Below are 3423 nucleotides of genomic sequence, written 5' to 3'. Positions count from 1 at the left end.
CCCCGTCGCTGTGCGGACCCCGGATATTCCCCGGTTGTTCGTGCGTGTTGCCACACCGAAAACCCTCCCGATCCGAGGTGCCTGTGGTACGTTCGAGATGATTGTTAGTCGTTGAATTTCGCAGTTGGTGTCTTGCCCGCGGAGTTTGTGACCGGCGGGCGGTTTCTCTTGGGAGTCGGCTCGCGGCAATTCTCGGGCGTGAGGTTGCGCCCGATGTACACCGAGCTGAAGGAGACAACATGGCTCAGGGAACTGTGAAGTGGTTCAACGGCGAGAAGGGCTTCGGCTTCATCTCCCCCGACGACGGTGGCCCCGACGCCTTCGTTCACTACAGCGCCATCCAGGGTTCGGGCTTCCGTAACCTGGAGGAGAACCAGCGCGTGGAGTTCGACATCGTCGCCGGCACTCGCGGCCCGCAGGCCGAGAACGTCGTCGCCCTCTAACTCCTAGCGAGCTAGAGCACCACGACTCAGGACGACCCTGTTCGTAGGCCTTCGGCCTTCTGGCGGGGTCGTCCTTCGTTTTACCGGGGGGAGACCCCCCGAACCCCCCGAGGTACCCCCTGGGGTCGAGGTCTGCGGGTCTCGGCTCCGTGTGCGTGTGCTTCTCTCACATCGTGCTGTGACCCTGCTCGGGGGCCTTCGGCCTTCTGGCGGGGTCGTCCTTCGTTCTACCGGGGGGAGACCCCCCGAACCCCCCGAGGTACCCCCTGGGGTCGAGGTCTGCGGGTCTCGGCTCCGTGCGCGCGTGCTTCTCCCACATCGTGACGCGACCCCGCCGCAGGTCCGGCCTGTGGCGGGGTCGTTGTCGTGTCGTCGTCGTTCGGTCAGCCGCGGGCGGGCACGGGGGCGGTCAGCAGCTGCTGGACGCGGGTGCGGACCCGGGGGGTCTCCAGGCCGCGCACGGTCACCGTGGTGCGGCGGCGCAGCACGTCGTCGACGGTCACCGCCCACTCGCGGTCGCGGGCGAACACCACCTGGGCCCACACGTCCGGGCCGTCCGGGTGGATGCGCTCGCCCAGCGACGGGTCCTCGCGGATGAGCGCGGCGATGTCCAGGGCCAGGCTGCCGTAGTGGGAGGCCAGGTGGCGGGCCACCGGCGGCTCCATGCGGGCGCCCGGCTCGCGGTCGATGAGGATCCGCTGCGCGACCGCGTCCGGGCTGGCCAGACCCGGCAGCGGGACGGTCCGCAGCGGGTCGGCCATCTCCTCGGCCAGCGGCACCGAGCGCACCTTGCGCAGCTCGTTCAGGACGGTCCGGCCGATGTGCCGGTAGGTCGTCCACTTGCCCCCGGCCACCGACAGCATGCCGCCGCGGCCCTGGGTCACCACCGTCTCGCGCTTGGCGGCGCTGGTGTCCCCGGCGCCGCCCGGCAGCACCCGCAGCCCCGCGAACGCGTAGTCCACGTGGGAGGCGTCCAGGTACGGCGCGTCGATGCCCAGTTCCGCCTCGCCCAGGATCTGCTCCACGTCGGAGGGCACCACGGACACCTCCGCCGGGTCCCCGGTGTACTCCTCGTCGGTGGTGCCCAGCAGCAGGCGGCCCTCCCACGGGATGGCGAACGACACCCGGTGGCGGTCCACCGGGATGGTCAGCGCCGCCCGCCACGGCTCCGGGGTGCGCAGCACCAGGTGGGCGCCCTTGGACAGGCGCACGCTCGGGGCCGCCGCGGGGTCCTCCATCCGGCGCAGGTGGTCCACCCACGGGCCGGTCGCGTTGAGGACCAGGCGGGCGTCGACACCGAACTCCGTGCCGTCGGTGCGGTCGCGCAGCTCGGCACCGGTGACCCGGGTCCCGGTGCGGCGCAGGTCCACGACCTCGGCGTGGTTGAGGACGACGGCCCCCGCGTCGACGGCGGCCCGCACGGTCATGATCGCCATGCGGCTGTCGTTCATCTGGTGGTCGCCGTAGGCGGCGACCGACTTCAGGCCCTCGGTGCGCAGGCCCGGGGCCAGCCGGGCGGCCTGGGCCGGGGACAGCAGGCGGCCCATGCCGTCGCCGAACGCCGACAGCGCCGAGTACAGGAACACGCCCGCGCCCATCTTGGCGGCGCCGTGCGGGCCGCCCTCGTAGACCGGCACGAGGAACGGCAGCGGGTTGACCAGGTGCGGCGCCACGGTGGTGGCCAGGGAGCGGCGCTCGCGGTGGTTCTCGGCGACCAGCTTGAGGTTGCCGGTCTGGAGGTAGCGCAGCCCGCCGTGGACGAGCTTGGAGGAGGCGCTGGAGGTGGCGCCGGCGAAGTCGCCCGCATCCACCATGGCGACCCGCAGACCGGACTGGGCGGCGTTCCAGGCGACGGAGGTGCCGAGGATGCCGCCGCCGACGACGAGGAGGTCGAAGGTGCCGCGGGAGAGTTCGGCGCGGGTGCGCGAGCGGTCCGTGCCGCCGCCGGGGAGCGCGACGGTGGCGCCGGACACCGGGGCGAGGGCGCCCGCCGGGTCGGCGCCGTCGGCGATGCGGCTCGCGGTGGCGGCGGTGTCCGCGGTGGGGGCGGCATTCGGGGCCTGGGTGCGCGGAGCTTCGGTGTCGCGGGCGGCGGGCACGGAGGCGCCGGGGCGCCGGTCGGCCGGGTCGGGCGTGGTCGTCATGGCCGGGTACTCCTCGGAGAGGGATGGCTGTGCGGCCGCCGGAACGGACTCCGCGTTCCGTGCGGACATCGCCTCGATCATACGACAATGCCGCACGGCAGTGCAGGGGGTAGGGAACTCTGGGAGGCTTTCGGTGCGGTTTCGGTGCACTTCTCGGTGGCGTGACGTTCTGATGTGACGGTCGGTGGCCGCTGTGTGGCGTGGTGTTCCTGTGATGCGTCATTGTCGAACGCGGCCGGGCGGCCGACTCCGGACACGGGTCCGCGCCAACGCACCCGCTGTGACCGGCGTCTCATTGGTGAGGGCGAAAAGAACGGGGGACCACGATGCACGGAGGACACGCACGGATCACGGCCGCGGTGGGTGCGGCGGCCCTGGCCGCCGCGGCGGCGCTCGTCGGCGGAGCCGCACACGCGGGCGAGGAGGACCAGCCCCGCCCCTGCCGCAGCGACGATTTCCAGGTGACCGAGACCGACTGGGACGCCGCCGGGACGCTGTACATCGAGTTCAGGCTGGACCGCACCGGGGACGGCGGACCCTGCCTGATGAGCGACCGGTTCGGCGTCCACTGGACCGACGTCCCCGCCGGGCAGCGGGTGGGCGAGTGGGCCCGCTACAGCGACGAGATCCGGGACCCGTGGGTGGTGCCGGGCGGCGGGTACGCCCTGCTGACCCTGGCCCAGCCGAACCCGGACGACTTCGACCCGCAGGACTGCGGGGAGGTGCTCACCGCCACCGGGATCACCGTCTACCAGGACTTCCACGACGACCCGGGCGTACACGGGGAGCTGACCGCGCCGGTCCGGGTGTGCGAACTGGAGGCGGGCGCCCCCACC

3 protein-coding genes are annotated in these 3423 nt (G+C 72.5%); 2 read left to right on the top strand and 1 reads right to left on the bottom strand.

Annotation, left to right across the window (positions count from 1 at the left end; genetic code table 11):
• Nucleotides 1-239 precede the first annotated feature (239 nt).
• On the top strand, nucleotides 240-443 hold the full coding sequence (locus ACJOT3_RS33605; protein WP_306370384.1) for a cold-shock protein: 204 nt from the start codon (nucleotides 240-242) through the stop codon (nucleotides 441-443).
• 383 nt (nucleotides 444-826) lie between these two features.
• Here ACJOT3_RS33605 and ACJOT3_RS33600 read toward each other — a convergent pair whose 3' ends face one another.
• A complete protein-coding gene (locus ACJOT3_RS33600; protein ID WP_406977163.1) occupies nucleotides 827-2656 on the bottom strand; it encodes a glycerol-3-phosphate dehydrogenase/oxidase in 1830 nt (609 codons plus the stop codon).
• Nucleotides 2657-2913: 257 nt separating this feature from the next.
• Between ACJOT3_RS33600 and ACJOT3_RS33595 the strand changes: the two genes are divergently transcribed.
• Nucleotides 2914-3423 (top strand): hypothetical protein (locus tag ACJOT3_RS33595; protein WP_406977162.1); only part of this gene is annotated, 510 nt, incomplete at its 3' end.

Origin of the sequence: Nocardiopsis protaetiae (assembly GCF_045446735.1) — a bacterium.
GTDB lineage: Bacteria > Actinomycetota > Actinomycetes > Streptosporangiales > Streptosporangiaceae > Nocardiopsis > Nocardiopsis protaetiae.
This window is presented reverse-complemented; position numbering and strand designations above follow the sequence as displayed.

What these genes read in the sequence shown, in the direction of transcription:
- ACJOT3_RS33605 (WP_306370384.1), top strand. Translation starts at nt 240, where the DNA reads ATGGCTCAGGGAACTGTGAAGTGGTTCAACGGCGAGAAGGGCTTCGGC.
- ACJOT3_RS33600 (WP_406977163.1), bottom strand. Translation starts at nt 2,656, where the DNA reads ATGTCCGCACGGAACGCGGAGTCCGTTCCGGCGGCCGCACAGCCATCC.